Below are 20,794 nucleotides of genomic sequence, written 5' to 3'. Positions count from 1 at the left end.
TTGCCGAGCGGTGCAGAAGTAAAGTGCCATTATTTTGACAGAAAAAACCGTAATTTTGTGATAAAAGTTTCAAAAAAATACCTAAAAAAGTTTAACTGAAAATTATGCCTCTAAAATGCGATTTTTAGAGGTGGCCTTAAGATTAATACGGATATAAGTTATTATGAAGAAATACCTGATCGGCGTTACGTTCACTATATCGCTTCTGTATGGTATGTCAGATGGTTATGCCACCGGCCAACAACGAGCTTTACTGGTTGGCGAACAGTCTTTAACAGGAGAGTTTCGACACTATTTACAACATTATGGCGCCGAAATTACAGAGGTATCTTCGCTGCGTGAATTGAAGAGTCTTGATAATTATACGATACTTGTTATTTGTGCGTCATCTGCGGATAAGTCTCAAGAGTTGACGAGCGAGCAATCGAAAATTATTACCAATTTTATTTCTGACGGCGGGAGAGCATATATAGAATATACGGCTATGGACTGCAATGTGCTGCCGGGCTGGAACATTGATCCACATCCGATTCTTAACAGGTTTGAAAATATCGCGGTTGCTCGGAATAACCCTGTAAACAGTCATCTGGAAAAAGATGATTTGCTTGAAGAACACAATTCTTACCTATTAAATGTTACCGCACCTGCTAATGCCGAGGTTCTTCTGCAATACGGACTTTATCTGGGAACTTATAAGGTTGCATGGCAGATAAAAGAATCGCCGACAAATTTTACTATAACAGTCGATTTGGGACAAGAAAGGCAACTCAAAACAGCAATGCAATGGTACGGCGGCTTGAACGCCAATTATGTCCCTGATTTGGTCAGATTAAGCATTGCGGGAAATGATCTTCAATTTCGAGAGATAGCGGAAGTAAAATCAGAGTCATTCAAAAACTTAAAAGCTGATGTGCCTCTGGATGGAAAAATCGGCAGATATGTCAGATTTTATATAGAAAAATGGGGCCGGCCGAACGCCGATTTTGTGGCTCTTAACGGCATTGAAATATATGATGTCAACAATCAGAATGTCGCTAAAGACACACCTTACATTTTTCAGGTTGGAAATATTGCGCCTGAAAATGCCGTGAGCCGGTCGCTTTCGCTCACTAAAGGTGAAAAACCGCGTCACTGGCAGGAAGATAGCGAGTATCTCTTTTCTGCGCCAAAGAAAATGGAGTTTAACAAAAAAAAGTGGAATGCTTTAATCGGCTGGCCTTTGGGAAAAGGCCATCTTTACTACGCCTCAACATCGCTAAGTACTTTTCGCAAAAATAACTATCGATTGACACGGAGATGGGAATCCTTAATTCAGGGGTTATCACTTTCATTGTTTCCAGAAAATCAACAGACGCAGCTAAGCATGAAACTATTACCGCTGCATGTTTATACAGAACCGCGCACATGGTCTTTGCCCGGCCAGGAAGTTAAAATACACATTTTTAGCGAACCTGCCGTTGATGTTAAACTAATCTGCCAGGATATCAACTTTTCATCTGTCAAAGAACTTGAAAAAGGACACTATCTGGCAACGTGCTCACCTCAACAGGGAGAATATACGTTTGGTGTGAAAACATCCAACGCCCTCGGCTGGAACGAAAACGCTATCGCACTGTCCGTTCAGCCTCGCACAATTATGTACCGCCGGGCACTTGACAAAAATATGAGATGGTTCTTAAACTCCGGCGTTCTGCCTCAAAAAGATGGAACTGCGGGTATCAAAAGTACGATAGAACTTGGCGCTATCTATGCCGGGCAGGCCGAAGACCTTTCCTGTCCATTTCGCCTCGATTGTCAGGCGACGACTGCCAAGGCATTTTATATGTACGGTGATGTCTGTCAAGACAAACAATGGCACAGACGTGCAGAAAATATAGCCGCCAATATGCTGCAATATCAGTTTACGGATTCATCGGAACCTGCTTTTGGCGGGTGGAAATGGCTTTTCTATGACAACAATGCGATATATCCGCAGGACGATAATAACAGAGATTCGGAATGTATGGCTTGGCTTTATACCAGAATCGGAAATAAATCTTACCTTAAAGCGGCTTTGCGAAACGTTGAGTTTGTAACTGATACCAGCCGTGAGGATTCGACTTTGGCATATTGGGTTACCGCTCCAGAAACAGTAAACAATAAAGGACGAGCATATTTGCGAACGGTTTATAATTTTGATAATTTTAGCGACTGGTGTCTTTATCGTTATCACTACGCATATAGAGCATCGGGAGACGCCTCTTATCGAAAGCGTCTGGATGACCTGATTCGAATTTATGCACCCTTAACACTTTTCTGCGCAGACAAACCGGAAGAACATGGTATCAGTCAGTTCCGGACTCTGCAAACACGCGGCTTAGCAGTGGCGATTAACTATCTTAAAAAGGACGACCCGCTTCGTCAGAAACTCGTAGACCTTTATAACATTGCGCAAAATGATTATTTGCAGCGTTCCGATGTACAAAAGTATGGCAGAGATGTTGTACCGAATGATATCTGTCCGGCAGAAATAGGCCGCATATATAATAATGACTGCTCTATTAATACCTTCAAAGGAGAACCCCTCTCCGATCAATTGTACTCAGTTCCAAAAACCGCATTAATGCAATGGGAAGTATTCAAAGCGTCTTCTGGTAAATCTTCTAAAAAAAATGTTGAAGCTACTTTGGATTATCTGGTCCGAATCCAGTTTACTAATTCTGATACTCGGCTGGATGGCTGTTGGATGCGCTCTTTCGATATGGAAAACTGGGAGTATTACGGAACACGTTACGATTCGAACTATGGAGCCTATTGTGCTTATACAGGGTGGATGAACTCGCTGGCCTCAACAACGCTGGCGTATTATTTATTAAATGAGAACCCTTTTGCATATGACGAGCAATGGCATCAAAAAGCTGCGGAAATCATCGGCGAAGTTCGAAAAGAAAGAGTACCTGAATATATGCAGGAAATCAACCACCTCAAAGACATACAATTGAAGGCAGAACGGCAGCCTGATTTGGGATCAAAATCAACAAACACACTTACTGACGGTATAATTGAAGGCTTGTATTCTGATGACTTATCCGCAGGTTGGAGTCCCACGGAAAGTGATGATTTTTCGATAACATTGAAAGGCGATATTGGCTATAATGTGGAGTGTTGCCGTTTGAGTATCCGGACTGGCGGCCTGATTCCTGACTTTTGCCCTGATCATGTGGTTGTCTATGCCGGTTTATCCATGGATAAGATGCAGAAACTACTGGATACAGAGTTAATTTCAAAAGATGGGGCAAACTGGTTGGAATTTAATAAACAGAAACTTAGATATGTTAATATCAAATTGAGCCGTTCTCGCCTGAAGAAAACAGACACACCTGTATATGTAGGTGAGATACAATTAATAGGATTACAAACTGTTACATCACGGTAGATATGCAAAAGAAGCCTAAAATTATATTGTTATTTGACACATCAACGGTGTATAGTCAAAGTTTTTTGCGAGGCATCATTAAGTATTCTCGTATGCATAGCCCATGGGAATTCTACAGGACACTCCCATATTACAGAAGTGGTGCAGAAAAAAAACGGGAGATGACTATGCTGGAGGGATGGGGAGCAAACGGAATTATTGCCGACCAAAAGGGGCACAACCTCCATTGCAGTGCTCCTCAAATTGTTTTTGGGGAACCCAGTGAGAAACTCTATACGGCAAAAAAAACACATATTTCTTTGCCGCATATCATTACCGATAACGAGACAGTAGCAAAAATGGCTTTAAGCCATTTGCTTGATCATGGATTCCGAAGATTTGCGTTTTGTGGTTTTGACGACATGATTTGGTCTCGGCAGCGGGAAGAATATTTTTATAAAGAAGTTACCAAATACGGCTATGAATGTCATATCTACAAACAGGCAAAGTCAAAACTTCAGCGTCTGTGGAAAAATGAGAAGCCGACATTGGTGAACTGGCTGAAATCACTGCCAAAGCCAATTGGAGTAATGGTCTGTAGTGACGATCGTGGTCAGGATGTTATTGAAGCGGCCAAGATCGTGGGGGTACAACTCCCGGATCAAATTGCAATTGTCGGTGTAGACAACGAAGACATATTATGCAGTTTGGCTGAACCATCACTTTCAAGCATAGCTCTCAACACGGAAAAGGCAGGCTTTGAAACTGCAGAATTACTGGCGAAATTAATGAATGGCCAAAAAATGAATGGCCAAAAAATAATAATCGAACCAACTCACGTTATAACAAGGGCGTCGACGGATGTTCTGGCTGTTGAAGATAAGCATGTTGCAGAAGCAATGCGATTTATAAGACAAAATGCAAAGAAAAAAATTCAGGTTAGTGATGTAGTCACCGCAGCAGGAATATCCCGATGCAGTCTCTACAAGCGTTTTTTTTATGTTCGCGGCCACTCATTATACGAGGAAATTATACACACTCGTATGGAACAAGTCGCTCAAATGCTCCTGGAAACGGATATGTCCGTATTCCAGATAGCGTATGCAATGGGTGATGATAATGATAAACATATAGCCAGAGCATTTCGGAAAGAATTTGGTATCAGTCCACAAGCATACCGCAAACGCCATAATTGCCCGTGATGTAAAAAAAATACGGCTTTTATTTGCTATGTATCTGCAGCCTTAAACGCAAATCTGATCAGAATAATATCGCGGCGTCAAATCACCGCCATCCACTCTTGATAGTTGATTTTTAAGAAGAGATTGCAGAGGCATTTGATAGAAATATCTTTGTCTTTATTTCCGGGGGTAATGTTTGAACCATCATATAAGTAAGCCGCCTGTTCTAAATACTTTTGCAGGGCAAGTTTTTTGTCGTTTCAAAAGTAATATAACTTACCTCTAATTTTCTTGCAAAATTGGCTCATTGGGTGTAAAGTTGGCGAAAATTTACCTGACTGTATGTTACATTTTCTAACGTTTTTTTATAACACGAATAATAACATCAGTTACAACTTGCTAATTGAAATGGATTCATTAGCAATCAAATATAACCCCAAAACGGTTGTAGTCATTGACTTTAGAATGGATTTACAAGCTATAAGTCTTTGTTTAGGTGCTATTTAGGGCGATTAGCTCAGTTGGTAGAGCAGCTGATTCTTAATCAGCGGGTCACTGGTTCGAGTCCAGTATCGCCCATTTAAAACTACCTGAATCAACTCATACGATTACTTAAAGTACAGCTTTTTAAAATTTTTGATATCCGCCACAGTTTTCGGCTGCTTATAAGTATGCGGTACAGCCTTCTTAATCGTATAATTTTTCAGTATTGGGTATTTTTGAATAAAAAGCGGAATGTCAGCCGAGTAATTATCAAAAACAGAAATATCATAGGTACCAGTCGAAAACCCCGCTACCATCTGGTCAACCAAAGGAATAACAATTCCTGCCCGCAATTCTTTGTCATTTAATCTTTTATGTATTCTGCCTTCAATTTTGCCCAGATATACTATCTCATTGGGTTTCAGCTCAAAAGGCACGCAAGGAATCATAACACTGGTAGCATCTATCGGAGGAACAAGCGTCATCACCTCCCCTACCATGCTTTCCATCAAATACTTTCCTGGAGGCACATCCACAGTCACCAAATATTCATTGTATTTTTTTTCTTCTTTAACCAGCAAAGCTGAAGATTTAATTTTAAAGTCAGCATATCCGCCTTTTGTCATCAACATTGCCGTGCGCAGGAACGGCTGATATTCCGGCTTGTATTCATTGGACACTTTAACTCTCATCAGGGCGATGGATCTCTTTGTCAGGTCAAGCTTCTTAGCATTTGCATCCAACATCGTTGACCTGACACATCCAGACCAAAACGGCATGAATATCAGCATTAATATAAAGTATTTCACTGAACATCTATTGAGATCTGCCATAATTCTGACCTTTAAGTGAGTAATACTGGGAGGCTTCTAAAAAACTGCGCATAAAAAAAGGAGCTGCCTCCTCCTGGCCAGCTCCAGAACCAACGCATATTTAGACAGAGCTCAAAGTTTATAGGTTTAGCTCTGATTGCGTACACAGGCGGGCACTTCCACTTCTTCATCCTCCTGGGAAAACCGAAGCAGTCGCCCACCATGCAACATAACCGTTACTGAGAGCAAAGCTCGTGCCAGGCGTTTTGAGTTCACAACAAACATAGTCCCCATATTCACAAACGCATATATAATATAAACTTAACGCCTTATAAGATAATTTATGCAGATTAACTATAATGCTAAACTTTATCAGTGTGTTGAAAAAAGACAACGTACTATCCAAAAACACTACTGAAATCGCATTTTTTATCGGCTCTAAGGTGTTTGAAATATCGAACTTAAAAAAATGTTTACAAAAAACAACACGGAAATCCAGATGGCGACACATATTTAAATTTAAAATTTAATATTGAAAATTGAAAATTCACGGTCTGGTCTTATAATAGCCAAGACAGAATACAAAAGGTTAAGGAAGCAATACCACAGGTATTTTTTAATTGCGCGTCGAACGATTGGTAAGTCATTACGCCGGCTTCGCTAAGCCGCGAATTACGAACGCAGTTATTTAAGCCCGTTGGTATAAGAAATGTGTATCAATACTTCCGGTTATCAGAAATTTAATGCGGATTCCCGCCCAAAATAAAAATTTTGGTCTGTCTGGAAGTCGCACAGGAATTATAAAATATGGCGGATAAAGGATTTAGTCATTTACATTTACACACACAGTATTCGCTGTTGGATGGAGCGATTATACCAAAAAAACTCTTTGCCAGGTGTCTGGCGGACGGACAAACAGCGGTTGCCATCACAGACCACGGAAATATGTTCGGTGCTGTCGATTTTTACCTCTCGGCAAAAGCTGCGCATGTAAAACCAATCATCGGTATCGAAGCATATATCGCACCTGACAGCAGACATAACAAAAATAAATCGTCTATCTCCGACGCGGCTTATCATCTTGTATTGCTGGCTGAAAACAATACCGGCTACAAAAATCTGCTCAAACTTTCGAGTATCGGCTACACCGAAGGCTTTTACTATCGGCCCCGCATCGATAAGGAAGTTCTGGCTGAATACAACGAAGGATTAATTTGCGCATCTGCATGTCTTAAAGGCGAAATCAATGTAATGCTCGCACGGCAGGATATGGACGCAGCGAAACGCGTTGTTGAAGAATATCTAAAAATCTTCGGCGACAATCGATTCTTTATGGAGGTTCAGGAACACGAGCCGACCGACGTGCCGCATGTGCGGGGCGCGATTATCGATTTGGCAAAAAAGATGGGGCTGCCGCTGCTTGCGACGAACGATTGCCATTTTCTCAACGCCGAAGACTATGAAGCGCACGATGCGCTTACCTGCATCAGTACCGGCAAGAAAGTCAACGAAGAAGGCAGACTGCATTATCCGAAAGATGTTTATGTAAAGACTAATCAGGAAATGCGCGAGATGTTCGCTGATGTTCCCGAAGCGTGCGATAATACGGTACTCGTCGCAGAACGATGCAATGTCGAAATCGATACAAAGACAAGACACGCACCAAGTTTCAAGCCGGCTGATGGAAGCAAGCCGGAGAAATTCCTCATTAAACTCTGCTACGAAGGCGCGAAAAAACGCTACGGCGAAATTACGCCTGAAATAAAACAAAGGCTCGACCACGAATTAAAAGTCATCGAGAGCAAGGGATTTTCCAGTTACTTTCTAATCGTTTGGGACTTTTGCAGATTCGCTGCTGAAAATAATATTCCGACCGGCGCAAGAGGAAGCGGCGTCGGCACGGTCGTCGGTTATTGTCTGGGGCTGTGCAATGTTGACCCGATTCGATACGATTTGCTGTTCGAGCGGTTTATGGACCCTGAACGAAACGAAATGCCTGATATTGATATTGACATCTGCCAGGACGGACGCGCGAAGGTTCTCGAATACGTCCGCAGCAAATACGGCCATATCGCGCAGATTATAACTTTCGGAACAATGAAAGCTCGCGGAGTTCTTCGAGACGTCGGCAGAGTTTTGGATTTGCCGCTGGCCGAAGCGGACAAGCTGGCGAAGTTAGTGCCGGCGACTTTGAATATTACACTCGAAGAAGCGATAGTACAGGAGCCGGATTTAAAAGCCGCTTATGATAATAATCCCGCGGCAAGAAATGTAATTGAAATCGGCAAAAAACTTGAAGGCCTTGCGCGACACGCATCGGTGCACGCCTGCGGCGTTGTTATCGCTGATGAGCCGCTGACAAATTTTGTGCCATTGTATCGCGATCCGAAATCGAGCGATATTGTAACACAGTATGAAGGGCCGCTGGTTGACAAAATTGGCTTGCTGAAAATGGATTTTCTCGGATTGCGGACGCTGTCTGTTATTCAGCATACAATCGACCTCGTAGAATCGACGCACGGCGTAAAAATCGATATCGAAAAAATTGAACTCAACGACCATAAGGTTTTTGAGATTTTCGCATCGGGCAAAACAAAAGGCATATTCCAGTTTGAATCCGGCGGTATGCAGGATTTGCTTATGCGGCTCAAGCCCGACCGAATCGAAGACCTCATCGCGGCGAACGCGCTTTACAGGCCGGGCCCGATGGCGCTTATCGGTGATTTCATCGACCGCAAACACGGAGCAAAGTGGGAAGTGCCGCATCAGATTATGCGCGAAGTGCTCGAAGAAACCTTCGGCATTATGGTCTATCAGGAACAGGTTATGCGTATCTGCAATAGGCTGGGCGATATTCCCCTGCGGCAGGCGTATACGCTGATTAAGGCTATCAGTAAAAAACAGGCCGATACAATTTCAAAACAGAAAGAACAGTTCCTAAAAGGCTGCGGCGAAAAGGGATTGAGTCAGCGGCAGGCAGACGATATTTTCGAGCTTATCGAACGGTTCGCAGGCTACGGCTTTAATAAAAGTCACGCTACAAGATATTCGTTTATCGCATTTCAAACCGCGTATCTGAAAGCGTATTGGCCGATTGAATTTATGGCCTCGCTTTTAACTTATGAACGAGGTGACGCCGAAAGAGTCGCTGAATATATCGGCGAGTGCAGGAGAATGGGAATTGAAGTTGCCCCGCCGAATATAAACGAAAGCTTCATCAACTTTACAGTGATTTATCAGCAGCAGCATGAGACAAAACAAAACTCCGGACTGATTAGATTCGGTCTTGCGGCGGTTAAAGGTGTCGGCGACAAGGCCGTCGAGCAGATTATAGCTGCGCGTGAAAATATCGGACAATTTCACAGTCTGTTTCACTTCTGCGAAAATGTGGATTTGCGGTTAGTCAACAAACAGGTTATCGAATCGCTGATTAAAGCCGGCGCGTTCGACGATTTGGGCGGAAGCAGAGCGCAAATGATGGCCGGTCTTGAAATAGGAATGAAAGCCGGCGCAAATATGCAAAACGATAAAGCAAACGGACAGATGGGATTGTTCGAATCGGCCGAGATGAAAAAAGATTACGCCAAAGACCATTTGAAGCTGCCTGATGTGCCGGCCTGGCCCGAAACACAAATGCTGACTTACGAAAAAGAAGTGCTCGGACTTTATGTTACGAAAAATCCGCTAAGCGAACACGCCGATATGATTAGCGTTTACAGCACGATGAACACTTCGCATTTAAAAAACGATTCGTCAGGCAAGCCGGCAATTATCGGCGGAATGGTGCAGAAGATTCGCAGTATTATCACACGCAACGGACGAAACGCCGGGGCGAAAATGGCGGTCTTTACACTTGCCGATTTGCAGGGAAGCTGCGAGGTTGTGATGTGGTCGGATTGCTTTGCGGTATTCGGGGGTATGCTGACGGTCGATAGGATTCTGTTCGTACGCGGCAAAGTTGATTTGACCAGAGAAACGCCGCAGATTATTTGCGAAGAGTTGATTGACCTCGAACACGCACCAACGAAAATCGCGGCAAATCGCAGCGTTAGTATTCTTATCGAAGAAATCGCGGCAACGAAAGAAAAAATCGCATCGCTCAAACACATCTGCGCAGCACATCGCGGCAGAAGCCCGGTTTATATTACAATCAAAACAATCAGCGGCGTTAAAGTGAAAACAATGGCGGGCAAAAGTTTGTCAGTAAATCCAACAACGGATTTTTGCAGACAGATGGAAAACCTTGTGGGAACAGAAAATTTTCAGTTGAGGTAAAAAATGCCGGTAAGATTCAATGGCAAAAATGATTTAATCGGAATGCTTCTGATGTTTGCCATTCCGTCAACGATTGCATTGTTTGGCGCACTTTTTATGTCGCCAGATACAAAATGGATATTCCTGCTGATAATCTTGTTGATTATAGTTTTTCTGATTGTGAATAAACGCAAAAAGAAAAGTTAGTCTGTTAACATTTTATTTAATGCAGCAATCCCACGGTATCGCATAATCATTTTCAGAAATTTGAATAAATTTCTCCGTTGGCGCAATAACCAATCCTTTTTCAATTTTAATACTCGGGTAAGTTTTCCTGAACGCTTGAATGCCGCTTATATCTTTGCGTGAAGGTCTGGCCGAGGCTTTGATTTCTATAGGATAAAAAACTCCGTCCCTTTCAAGAATTATATCAACTTCTGCCCCGCGGTGTGTTTTCCAGTGGTAAATATTAGGTGTCGGATTTAAAAGTGAGCACTGCTTGACAATTTCACTTACTGCTGCCGTTTCAAAAATAGCGCCCCACAACGGATGTGAAGCTACGGCATTGGGCGATGATATTGCCTGTGCGCTGCAAACAAGACCGGTATCCAAAGCAAATCCTTTAGGCTTGTTGCTGATTCTTTTGACTGCATTATTTGAATAAGCTTGAATTTCAAACCATTGAAAAGTAGCCTTTAAGATATCCACCCATTTGCGCGACGTTTGCGGAGTAATTCCAAGTTCTCTGCCCAATTGGCTGTAATTAATTTCCTGTGCCGTCAGCGCAAAAACAAGACGAATAAATCTTCCAAATAGATTCCAGTCTGAAACATCCGCAAACTGTCTTGCGTCACGTTCAATATATGTCCTGAAATAAGCATCGTGAAATTTTTGAACTAAATCCAGCGGCATCAGTGTTGCTTCAGGCAAAAATCCACGCCATAAAATTTCATATAAAGAAGAATCCGGCACAAGTCTCTGTTTGGCTGCTTCAAGAAAAGTATTTGTATTTTCAAGCCAGCCTGCCAGCCACGGTTTTGAAATCTTGCCGGTAATTTCCTGTAAACTAAAACCAGAAAGATCAAGAAATACCGCACGGCCTACCAGGCTTTCCGAAATAGATTTCATCACCGACCATTGCTGCGAACCGGTAAGAATGTATTGGCCTGGACTTCTGTCTTCATCTATTCTTCGCTTTATCGCCGAGACAAGTTGAGGTACATATTGAATCTCATCCAATATCAGAGGTTTTTGCCGATGACTGTTTAGAAAAAGCTCCGGCTCGGTTCTTGCACTCTCCACATCTATTAAAGAATCAAGGAGAACATAGTCTGCCTTTTGGCCAAAAATATGTTTTACAAAAGTGCTTTTCCCTACTTGCCGCGCACCGGTGATTACAACCACAGGAAAATAGCTTGTCAGCTTAAATAATAGGTCTGTAATAGCTCTCGTTTTGTACATAATGTCGTATTTTATCAATGCCATCATTAAAATACAACATATTTCTTGACTATTTCAAGACAAAAACGTTATGTTTGTATTACTTTTGCGGAGATAAACCATCTTTGAGCAATTTATATTCCACGCTGTCAACCAGTGCCTGCCAGCTTGCATCGATGATATTTCCTGAAACGCCGACTGTGCCCCAGACCGAATCTTTATCACGGGTTTCAATAATTACTCTCGTTATCGCAGCAGTCGCGGCCTGTGGGTTGACAATTCGCACCTTGTAATCAATCAGATGCATATCAAGCACACAGGGATAAAATCTTTTCAGCGCTTTGCAAAGCGAACTATACAGAGCATCAACGGGGCCATTACTTTCACTAACAACGTGCTCGGTTGAGCCGTCAACGACAAGTTTTATCGTCGCCTGACTAACCATTTTCCCGAAAAGGTCTTTTTCAACCGTAACGTGAAATTTTTCGAGAGTGAAAAATGGTTTGTAAACGCCCATCATTTTTTTTATCAGCAGCTCGAAACTCGCCTCGGCGGCCTCAAACTGGTAGCCTTTGTTTTCCATATTCTGAACTTCAATCAGAATTTTGCGGGCAAGGTGCGGGTCCTGTGTTATGTTCGCTTTTTCGAGTTTGGCAAGAATGTTCGCTTTGCCGGAAAGCTCGGAAATTAAAAACCTGCGCTCATTGCCGACAAGCGATGGGTCGATGTGTTCGTAAGTTTTTTTGTTTTTCCGCAGCGCATCGACGTGCAAGCCTGCTTTGTGAGCAAACGCGCTTTCGCCGACATACGGCATATTCGAAGCAGGCGCAAGATTCGCCGTTTCAGATACGAAGCGGGACATCTCCGTCAGCATTCTGATTTTGTCCGGACTCAAAACCTCAAAGCCCATCTTCAGGGCAAGATTTGGAATTATAGTGCATAAATTCGCGTTGCCGGTTCGTTCGCCAAGACCGTTGATTGTACCCTGAACATGTCGTGCGCCTGCGTGCACCGCGGCAAGAGAATTAGCGACCGCGCAATCGGTATCATTGTGACAATGAATGCCAATTGATACTTTGCCGAATTTCTGCTTTACTGTTTTTGTTATTTCGTAAACTTCATTCGGCAGGAATCCGCCGTTAGTTTCGCAAAGGCAAATTACATCCGCACCGGCATCGATTGCCGCTGCCAGAACCTTGAGCGAATATTCTGGATTTTTTCTAAATCCGTCGAAGAAATGCTCGGCGTCGAAAATTACTTCCAGCCCTTTGGATTTCATATACTGTACCGACTCGGCACAGAGTTTTATATTGTCCTCAAGGCTGCATCGCAGCACTTCGGTTACGTGCATATCCCATGTTTTGCCGACGAGTGTGGCGACTGGAGTCTGACAGGCAAGTATCGCGTTGAGTGAAATATCGTCTTTAACGGTCGCGTCCGCTCGGCGGGTATTGCCAAAGCCGGCGATTTTCGAACGCTTCAGGCCAAGCTTTACAGCGTCGTGAAAAAACTGCATTTCCTTGTCATTACTGGACGCGTAGCCGCCTTCGATGTAGTCGAAGTCGAGCGCATCGAGATGCTTTGCGATTGCCAGTTTGTCGTCGAGCGAAAAACTTATGCCCTCGGCCTGCATTCCATCACGGAGAGTTGTATCGTAAATTCTTATTCGTTCCATGCTTACCTATCAAAATAGGCCGTTTATTGTACAAAAAACGCCGAAAAAGTAAAGAAAAATAAGTTGCTGCGATTATATTGACTCATCCGCACCGACGGCGACTTTCTCTAACGCCGGCTCTGCAAACTGCGGCTTTGGAACAAAATCAACCGCAACAGAATGAGGCTCTTCGGACGCCTCGATGTTATTCTCCCACAAATATTTCTTCGTCTCGGCAACTATCACGCCGGACAAGCACAAAATCGAAATCAAATTCGGAATCGCCATCAACGCATTCAGCGCATCGGCAAAATTCCAAACCAAAGGCATTGCCGCGACCGAACCTAAAAACACCGCAACAACCCACGCAACTCGATACATTTTGATAAATTTCTTACCGAAAAGATACTCGAACGCCCTTTCGCCATAGTAACACCAGCCGAGAATCGTTGAGAATGTGAAAGTGAACAGGCCGACAACTAAAACTATCGGGCCGGCAACAGGAACGGCTGCGAAAACAGAGGTTGTAAGAACTGCACCATTCATATTTTCAAAACCGCTTGGGCTTTTCATAATACTCGTAACAAGTACCAAACCCGTCATCGCGCAAACAACCACCGTATCCCAGAAAGTCCCGGTCGATGAAACCAACGCCTGACGCACAGGATTTTTTGACCTTGCCGCCGCGGCGACAATCGGAGCCGAACCCAAACCCGATTCATTCGAGAACAATCCGCGGGCAACTCCTAAACGAGCGGCTGTCATAACCGTCGCGGCAATAAAACCGCCACCGGCTGCGCGTGGCGTAAATGCAGATTTACAAATCAATGCGATAGCAGGGAAAACATAAGAAGCGTTAATCAAAAGTATAACCAAACAACCTATAACATAAAAAGCCGCCATAAACGGAACAAGCCTTTCGCAGGTATGAGCTATCGATTTAATGCCCCCAAGAATAACCAACGCAGTCGCAATCGCCAACAACGTACCGGTTACATATACATTAATATGAAACTGATGACTGATAAGCTGCGAAATCGCGTTTGCCTGGACGGTGTTGCCGATGCCGAAAGCGGCAAGCATAGTGAAAACACAAAACAGCACGCCGAGCCATTTCATATTCAAACCTTTTTCCAAAGCGTACATCGGGCCGCCGAGCATTGTGCCGTCGGAAGTCGTAACTCTATACTTCACCGCCAGCAGCGCTTCGGAATATTTTGTAGCGATACCGAAAAGGCCTGTCAGCCACATCCATAAAACCGCGCCCGGCCCGCCAATCGCAATCGCAATCGCAACGCCGACAATATTGCCGGTACCGATTGTCGCGGCAAGTGCCGTAGTCAATGCGCCAAAAGGACTTACATCGCCTTTGATGTCGTCTTCACGAGTAACGGATAATTTAATAGCAAGGCCGATGTGCTTTTGTATGAATCTTAAACGGAAAGTCAAAAATAGGTGAGTGCCGAAAAGGAGGATAAGCATCGGCGGCCCCCAAAGATAGCTATTCAGAAAGGTGAAAAATCCATTCAAAGATTCCATTCAAACTCCTTGTATGCTGCAAAGTTCTAAATTCTAATATCTAAACGTACTACTGCAAATTGCTTATTTTATCCAGATTAACTAATATATAGTTCAGGAATTGTCAACAATATTACTCAAACTGGCCGAGAAATATACCATCTCCAGCATAACTATTTATGAAAATAACAGTTACGAAAAAAGTTTTATACAAAAAAGCCTCGGCCTCGTGGCCGAATCCATAATTTTGATATTTAATTTTTTATATTTGATTTTCAAACCTGACCATCGGTCAGTTTTGAGTTATATTATTCGAGATGGACAACGTTGCGTTTTTTGTCGGAGTCGAGACTTGATTTTTTGATAATATCGTAAATGCGTTTCGAGCTGCGAAGTTTTTCAAATTTAAAGTTCGGGTCGGTTTTGTCGCTGGTAATAAGCGTAATCGAGCCGATGCCGACGAGAATATCCGGCAGGGTTCGCTCCATCTTCATATCGACAATGCGGAACATATCAATATTATCGACCCGCCTTTGCATAATACCGCGAGACCATTCAATGCGGTCTTGAGTGATTTTGTAACGGACGCTCTTGAGTTTTATAATTTTATATAAAAATATTATAACAGCCGCCGCCGCAATGGAAATTCCAACAACCATTCGGTATTTTTCAATCGACGTAATCATCGGTGCGGAAATTTTAAGTTTTGCAAACAAACTATCTGCTGGCCAAAGTGCAACAAAATAAGAAATAGTCAGAACTATCGCCATTTTCAAACAACTTGGCATAAGCAGCCAAAACGAAGGCGAAACTTCAAGTGGAAATTGCGATTTGTTTTCCTCTTCGCCGTCCCCATCAGCAGGTTTATTCTCATTCTTCAAAGGCTTATTAAGGAATTCGCCGCAGTGTTTGCACTTTATCGCAGCCGAAAGAATCAGCTCCGCACAGTATGGACACTGCTTTGTGCCGCCAGGTAAAGAACTTTCAGTTTTTAGGTTTTGTTCCATATACGCTATACGCTACACACTGTACGCTATGCAACTGTATTCTCGTGCTGCGGACGAGGAGTACGATTACAATCGTAATCCTTTACATTGTTGCCAATGTCCGGCTCGGATCCTTCATCTTCATCGACGTCATCCTCTAAATCGGAATCGACCTCATCAATCACTTCGACAGGCTCCTGCATATCTGCAAAGCCTGCCTGCTTGTCAATCGACATCTGTTTTCTTGCCGCTTCATATTCATCGAGCGTCATCATACATTCGCGAGCCTGACTGCCCTTGTATTCGCCAAGAATGCCGGAAGTAGCCATCGCTTCGATCATTCTGCTTGCGCGGGCGTAACCGATACTCAATTTTCTTTGCAGCAGAGACACACTGCCTCGCTGCGATTCAAGCACAACGCGAACCGCATCGTCGAACATATCATCATCACACGCAGCGGCTGCGTCAATTCGATTAAGCTGCATAAGTTCCGGATGGAATTGCGGCTCGGCCTGCTCGGCAAGATGCTGAACAACTTTTTTGACTTCGCCGTCGTCGACAAACGCGCCCTGCGCACGGACAAGCTCACTTGTGCCGGGCTTGAGGAAGAGCATATCGCCCTGACCGAGAAGCGTTTCAGCGCCGTTCTGGTCGAGCACGATTCTACTATCGAGACGACCGGAAACACGGAAGCTTATTCTGCTCGGCAGGTTCGCCTTGATAAGACCTGTAACGACCGTCGCCTGCGGACGCTGGGTAGCGAGCACAATATGAATGCCAACCGCCCTGCTCTTTTGAGCGATACGAACTATATATGATTCAATTTCCTTCGATGAGGTCATCATCAAGTCCGCAAGCTCATCGACGATAATCACGAAATACGGAACTCTCTTTGGAATCTTCGCTTCTTCATCAGGTGTCTGCGGATTAAATCTGCGAACAAGCTCTTCTGTGCCGAGCGAATTATAGCCTGCGATATTTTTCACGCCCGCTTCTGCGAACAGAGCGTAACGCTCATCCATCTTTATCGTTGCCCATTCGAAAATCTGCTCGGCCTTATTAATTTCCGTAACAATCGGCGCCATCAGATGCGGAATTTTCGCGAAGGCCGTCATTTCAACCATCTTCGGGTCAACCAGCACAAGTTTCACTTCATCAGGCCGCTTGGTCAGCATCAAACTCATAATAATACTGTTGATGCAAACGCTTTTTCCGGAACCTGTCGTGCCGGCGATAAGCAGATGCGGCATAGAAGCCAAATCGCTGACGATTGCCTTGCCGGAAGAATCCTTGCCGAGGAACAACGGCAACTGCATTTTCTTATAGTTTTCATCAGCCCGCTGAAGCAGGTCTTTGAGACGAACGGTTTCTTTCTGACTGTTCGGCACTTCGATACCAATTGTATGTTTGCCGGGCAGAGGCGCAACAACTCGAACTGCCGGTGCGCCAAGCGCACGCGCGATGTCGTTCGAGAGGTTCACAATCTGACTGACTTTAATGCCGGGGGCAAGAGCAAGCTCGAACATTGTAATTGTCGGGCCGGGCTCTGCACCGGCTACGTGCGCTTCAAGACCAAATTCCGTAAGCACCTGTTCAAGAGCGACCGATTTTGCCTTGATAATTTTTTCCTGTACCGAGCCAAAATTGTACTCCGGCTCAATAAGTAAATCCAAAGGCGGCAGAATATAGCCGTCATAAGTTTCAGATTCATAAGCCTGTTCATCTTTTTCCTGCTGCTGTTGAGCGGAGACCTGCGATTTGGTCGGCTGTTTGATAACCATTGCCGGAGCGGGTGTTTTTTCAAGATGATGTTCAATTTCGCGGTCGACCTGAATTGATTGCTGCGGCGACGACTCGGCAATAACTTCCGCCTGCTGCTGTGCTTCTTCGGCGACAAGCTCTGCAATCGTAGGCTGCGGCTGTGGTTTCTTTTCGCTTAGCTTTTTCCAGATTGCAGAAACCTTTTGCGAATGACCTCTTGCGGTAGCCCAGGCAGGTATGCAGGCCGAAACAACTTTCATCGACGCTGCGCCGATAAAGTGCAGCAAGCCCATAACTAATGAATCCGCGAAAAGAATCGAGCCGACAATAAAACCGCTAAGCACAATAATGACAGTGCCCAGCAGCGAGAAATTTTTCTTCAGGAATATAACCGTTGCCGCGCCGAGAATTCCACCGCTGCCGGTCGGCAGGACTGAAACACTCTCCCTGCGAAGCATATATATAATAGATGAAATAGATGCCGCAACGAGCATCATTCCGATTGTCCGCAAAACCGGCTGACTTATATGTTTGTCAGCAAGCCTTACAACGCACGCAACGCCGAGGGAAACAAGAGCGATGAAAACGCCCGGCCCAACGTAGTATGTCAGATAATACGCAAAAAATGCGCCGACAGAACCGCACCAGTTTTCGGCTGGATGATTGTTCGGCCAGACAAACTTGCTTGGAAAATCGCCGGCATCAAAACTGATGCAGCTGCACAAAAGCATTAATATAAACGCAAGCCCAATAACAAGCAGAGCTTTCGATGTCAAATTAGAAGCCAAATTAGACGGTTTTTTCAATTTACCACCTCAAAAAAAATCTTCCCGAATCACGGGACAGTCAAAAACAAAATAACGTCCTATAATAACTTTAGAATCAGCATTATGCGCGCAACTTAACCGCAACGCTATGAAAATGTATCGGCAAAACAGCTTGTTTTTCTCCAGCTTATCGGGGCTTTTTAAACAAAATAAATAGTCCGCCAATACTGAAAATGAGGGTCGCGGGTTCGGGGATTGCTAACGCAGCAATAGGAATATCCGGCTCGATAGCCATATCGAATCGGATGCCGTCGAGTGTGCCGGTGTCATAATATATTTGGTCGCAAATTTTTATCTTCCACATTCCGAAACTTTGTCGGCCGTAGAATCTGCTTATCGGTTTCAGGCCGGTCGGCAAAAATGAACCAACGCTAAGGTTTTGTGCAAAGTCGATTTTTATAGTGCTTTCGTTATCCAGAGTTATCCAGCCGAAACTTTGTTTGCCTTTGACGAAAGTGTCTTCGTCATAAATACTTATAGTCGCGGAAACTCCTGTTGGGCTTTCGATGGTAATGACTAAATCGCAAAAGCTCGTGTGTTTTAAATCTAAAGAGATATCTAAATCTGTTATCGTGCCGCGGAATGGAATATAAAGCTGCGAGATAATCGTAACACCCTTTTCTTCCGGCGAGCCGAAAGACTGACAAACCGATGTTCCGAAAGATGTGTAAATGACTCCTGACACCATTGTTTGACAAAGCAGCATAACCGCCGTCCCCACGGCAATAATACACTTACTGCGCAGTCCTTTGCTGTGTTTTCTGTCCATAACCTCGAATATTATCGGACAAAACAAGAAAATCAACTCTTTTTTACAAAAAATTTAAGATTTAAAATTTGTGGAACGCCGGTAGTTATCGCTTAATTTATTTTTTTGGAAGTTGGTTTAAACATAAATATTTATGCCCTATTATAACGACTGAAATAAGCATCAATTTCAGGTCGCAATTCAATTCCTATTTGTTCAAAGATATTTAGCAAATCTTGATAAGCACCTTCACCGCCAATAAAATCCCATCATCTTTGCTCTTAGTGGACAAAACAATTTTTACTATTTTCAGTTATCCATTATTTAGGCTACTTTTTCTTACAACCCTGAAAGGGTATAACATATTAGCCCAGGGCAAAGCCCTGGGAAAACAGCATATCCATCCCTATCAAGCCCTGAAAGGGCGCAATACTCGTTAATCCCACACATATCTCTCATCATAAGGAACTTGATATTTTTCCAAAAACGCACGAAATTCATCTTCAAATGAAGCCTTACGGTGATGTTCTTCCTGTGCTTCAATGTACTTGGCAACACGGTCTGCGTCAGACTGACTAACCGAAAATGCACCGTACCCATTTTGCCAATAAAATGATGCGTATTGTGGCCCTTTGGTTTTGACCCATTTTGATGAACTTGTTTTGAATTCCTCGATTATTTTTGCGAGCGAAATACATTTGGGCAGTGTACAAAAAATATGGATATGGTTTTCTATGCCGCCGATTTTTATAGCGTGTGAATCATTGGCTTTCAATATGCCTGCAATATAGGCATACAATTCAGGCCTAATGCCAATATCTAGAAATGGACGATGGTTTTTTGTACTAACGACGATATGAACCAGTATTTTTGCCAGCGATTGCGCCATTGATTATCTCGCCCTTTCAGGGCTTATGGTTTTTTACTATCTCTTAACCCAGGGCGTTGCCCTGGGCTGACATATTATGCCATTTCAGGGCAATCTGATATCCAGCAAGGCCAATAGTCTGTTGATAGCCCAATACCGACTTTTCAACTAACTACTGTAACCCAATATCAACTCTTAATTCTCGTAGGTTGATTTCTGTATTGGTTCAGCGTAGAACGGTTTTGTCCTTTTCACGCTGAAACAGTACACCTTCGTGGTAAACAAAAAAACCGTATCCGATTTTATCAACTATCCTTTTTAAATCAATAAATCCGTGAAATCATCCGCGGTTAAAAAACCAACTTCCTGTTTTGCCTATTTTAACCAGCCTGTTAAATTTTTGGCAAGGATTTGCGGGTCTTTATGTTTCAAGATGTTCGCGGCTATCGCGGTTGGGATTTTTAGTTTCCCCATGGCCACAGCAACCCTGTCCCATAGCTTCGCTTTTTTGGCTTCGCTGTCGGCAAGGTAAATCTCCGCCACAAGCTCCTGCAAATTGGCAAGTGCTATCTTATCTATATTACCATAATAGTTTTGAATGACCTTTTTTTGATAACCGGTAAAATTATTCGACATATTATTATTCCTGTTCTATTGTTTTGTACGATAATAACTTATATAACCCTGTTATCAATACTAATATCAGAGTTTTCATCCTTCAGGGTGGTAAAATTCCGCGGATATAAATGGTTTTTATGTTTTTTTGAGATTTTGGCCGCGGATAAACGGAAAAATGCGTTATCAGTATTTAAAACTGGTATTTATAACTGGATTTATAATTGAACAAGACTATAATCAGGCCGAATTA

Annotated in this window: 13 protein-coding genes and 1 tRNA gene; 5 read left to right on the top strand and 9 right to left on the bottom strand. The window is 43.5% G+C overall.

The features are described 5' to 3' along the window. The first annotated feature begins 163 nt into the window (after positions 1-163). The 3 genes from LLF92_08075 (at position 164) to LLF92_08065 (ending at position 5,154) form a co-directional block, all read left to right on the top strand. The gene (locus tag LLF92_08075) at positions 164-3,415 is read left to right on the top strand and encodes a discoidin domain-containing protein (protein ID MCE5341068.1); all 3,252 of its coding nucleotides are present in this window, start codon (positions 164-166) and stop codon (positions 3,413-3,415) included. 167 nt (positions 3,416-3,582) lie between these two features. Then, a complete protein-coding gene (locus LLF92_08070) occupies positions 3,583-4,596 on the top strand; it encodes a DNA-binding transcriptional regulator (GenBank protein MCE5341067.1) in 1,014 nt (337 codons plus the stop codon). A 485-nt stretch (positions 4,597-5,081) separates the two neighbouring features. Beyond that, positions 5,082-5,154, top strand: a tRNA-Lys gene (locus LLF92_08065). Positions 5,155-5,183: 29 nt separating this feature from the next. Here the strand turns inward: LLF92_08065 and LLF92_08060 are convergent. Beyond that, a complete protein-coding gene (locus LLF92_08060; protein MCE5341066.1) occupies positions 5,184-5,867 on the bottom strand; it encodes a hypothetical protein in 684 nt (227 codons plus the stop codon). A gap of 810 nt (positions 5,868-6,677) precedes the next feature. Here LLF92_08060 and dnaE point away from each other — a divergent pair. After that, a complete protein-coding gene (gene dnaE, locus LLF92_08055; GenBank protein MCE5341065.1) occupies positions 6,678-10,145 on the top strand; it encodes a DNA polymerase III subunit alpha in 3,468 nt (1,155 codons plus the stop codon). A 3-nt stretch (positions 10,146-10,148) separates the two neighbouring features. After that, a complete protein-coding gene (locus tag LLF92_08050; protein ID MCE5341064.1) occupies positions 10,149-10,331 on the top strand; it encodes a hypothetical protein in 183 nt (60 codons plus the stop codon). A 12-nt stretch (positions 10,332-10,343) separates the two neighbouring features. On the opposite strand, the gene LLF92_08045 is transcribed toward LLF92_08050, so the two are convergent. The 8 genes from LLF92_08045 to LLF92_08010 all read right to left on the bottom strand — a co-directional run bounded on the left by LLF92_08045 (position 10,344) and on the right by LLF92_08010 (position 20,562). Beyond that, complete coding sequence (locus LLF92_08045) at positions 10,344-11,612, bottom strand: AAA family ATPase (GenBank protein MCE5341063.1); 1,269 nt, start codon at positions 11,610-11,612, stop codon at positions 10,344-10,346. Between the two features lie 52 nt (positions 11,613-11,664). After that, a complete protein-coding gene (cimA, locus tag LLF92_08040; GenBank protein ID MCE5341062.1) occupies positions 11,665-13,239 on the bottom strand; it encodes a citramalate synthase in 1,575 nt (524 codons plus the stop codon). 72 nt (positions 13,240-13,311) lie between these two features. Continuing rightward, positions 13,312-14,757: a sodium:alanine symporter family protein gene (locus tag LLF92_08035; protein ID MCE5341061.1), complete on the bottom strand. Its 1,446-nt coding sequence runs from the start codon at positions 14,755-14,757 to the stop codon at positions 13,312-13,314. A gap of 287 nt (positions 14,758-15,044) precedes the next feature. Beyond that, positions 15,045-15,743, bottom strand: a complete 699-nt coding sequence (locus LLF92_08030; GenBank protein ID MCE5341060.1) for a PH domain-containing protein — start codon at positions 15,741-15,743, stop codon at positions 15,045-15,047. 26 nt (positions 15,744-15,769) lie between these two features. Continuing rightward, on the bottom strand, positions 15,770-18,289 hold the full coding sequence (locus LLF92_08025) for a DNA translocase FtsK (protein ID MCE5341059.1): 2,520 nt from the start codon (positions 18,287-18,289) through the stop codon (positions 15,770-15,772). 148 nt (positions 18,290-18,437) lie between these two features. Then, positions 18,438-19,079 carry a proprotein convertase P-domain-containing protein gene (locus tag LLF92_08020; GenBank protein ID MCE5341058.1) on the bottom strand — a complete coding sequence of 214 codons (642 nt, stop codon included), beginning with the start codon at positions 19,077-19,079 and terminating at the stop codon, positions 18,438-18,440. Between the two features lie 415 nt (positions 19,080-19,494). Continuing rightward, positions 19,495-19,947 carry an IS200/IS605 family transposase gene (gene tnpA, locus LLF92_08015; GenBank protein ID MCE5341057.1) on the bottom strand — a complete coding sequence of 151 codons (453 nt, stop codon included), beginning with the start codon at positions 19,945-19,947 and terminating at the stop codon, positions 19,495-19,497. A 354-nt stretch (positions 19,948-20,301) separates the two neighbouring features. Then, positions 20,302-20,562, bottom strand: coding sequence for a hypothetical protein (locus LLF92_08010; GenBank protein MCE5341056.1), 261 nt, complete (start codon positions 20,560-20,562; stop codon positions 20,302-20,304). Positions 20,563-20,794: the final 232 nt, after the last annotated feature.

The organism is Planctomycetaceae bacterium, assembly GCA_021371795.1.
Taxonomy (GTDB): Bacteria; Planctomycetota; Phycisphaerae; order Sedimentisphaerales; family UBA12454; genus UBA12454.
The sequence above is the reverse complement of the archived record's forward strand: the minus strand, read 5'-3'. Positions and strand labels throughout refer to the sequence as shown.

Bases quoted from the DNA above. Each gene is read 5' to 3' on its own strand.
- LLF92_08075 (MCE5341068.1), top strand. From the start codon at position 164: ATGAAGAAATACCTGATCGGCGTTACGTTCACTATATCGCTTCTGTAT.
- LLF92_08070 (MCE5341067.1), top strand. From the start codon at position 3,583: ATGCTGGAGGGATGGGGAGCAAACGGAATTATTGCCGACCAAAAGGGG.
- dnaE (MCE5341065.1), top strand. From the start codon at position 6,678: ATGGCGGATAAAGGATTTAGTCATTTACATTTACACACACAGTATTCG.
- LLF92_08050 (MCE5341064.1), top strand. From the start codon at position 10,149: ATGCCGGTAAGATTCAATGGCAAAAATGATTTAATCGGAATGCTTCTG.
- LLF92_08045 (MCE5341063.1), bottom strand. From the start codon at position 11,612: ATGATGGCATTGATAAAATACGACATTATGTACAAAACGAGAGCTATT.
- cimA (MCE5341062.1), bottom strand. From the start codon at position 13,239: ATGGAACGAATAAGAATTTACGATACAACTCTCCGTGATGGAATGCAG.
- LLF92_08035 (MCE5341061.1), bottom strand. From the start codon at position 14,757: ATGGAATCTTTGAATGGATTTTTCACCTTTCTGAATAGCTATCTTTGG.
- LLF92_08030 (MCE5341060.1), bottom strand. From the start codon at position 15,743: ATGGAACAAAACCTAAAAACTGAAAGTTCTTTACCTGGCGGCACAAAG.
- LLF92_08020 (MCE5341058.1), bottom strand. From the start codon at position 19,079: ATGGACAGAAAACACAGCAAAGGACTGCGCAGTAAGTGTATTATTGCC.
- tnpA (MCE5341057.1), bottom strand. From the start codon at position 19,947: ATGGCGCAATCGCTGGCAAAAATACTGGTTCATATCGTCGTTAGTACA.
- LLF92_08010 (MCE5341056.1), bottom strand. From the start codon at position 20,562: ATGTCGAATAATTTTACCGGTTATCAAAAAAAGGTCATTCAAAACTAT.